The organism is Limimaricola sp. G21655-S1, assembly GCF_027213785.1.
Taxonomy (GTDB): Bacteria; Pseudomonadota; Alphaproteobacteria; order Rhodobacterales; family Rhodobacteraceae; genus Limimaricola.
The window spans coordinates 1-395 of record NZ_JAPWGO010000103.1 but is presented as its reverse complement, the minus strand read 5'-3'; the positions used below and the strand labels follow the sequence as shown (position 1 = coordinate 395).

The 395-nt window shown below is 41.3% G+C and carries 1 protein-coding gene; it reads left to right on the top strand.

Annotated elements, in window-relative coordinates; genetic code table 11:
* A partial coding sequence (locus O4G76_RS20045) for a TrbG/VirB9 family P-type conjugative transfer protein (RefSeq protein WP_269398911.1) occupies window positions 1–395 on the top strand: 395 nt, incomplete at both ends.

Below are 395 nucleotides of genomic sequence, written 5' to 3'. Positions count from 1 at the left end.
CTATTACACCATTAAGCCGAAGGCTGAAAATGGTGATACCAATCTGTTTTTGGCTACCAACAAGCGAACCTATCTTTTTGATATTCGTTATCATGACATTCCTTATCCAGCAGGCAGAGGTAAGGCATCCTTCGACAAACGGATGACGTTCGTTATTAAGTTCCGTTACCCAGAAGTTGAGGCAAAGAAAGCCAAGGAGACAGTTGCTAAGAATAAAGTAAAGGATGCTTTGGAAATACTCGATAAGTCCAATATCAATCTTGAGTATTCCCGCAATGGTGATACATCCATTGCCCCTATTAATGTATGGGATAACGGCATTTTTACTTACTTCAAGTTTGCTCCAGGTCAAATTGTGCCTGTAATAACTGCCGTTGACCCACAAGGTACTGAGC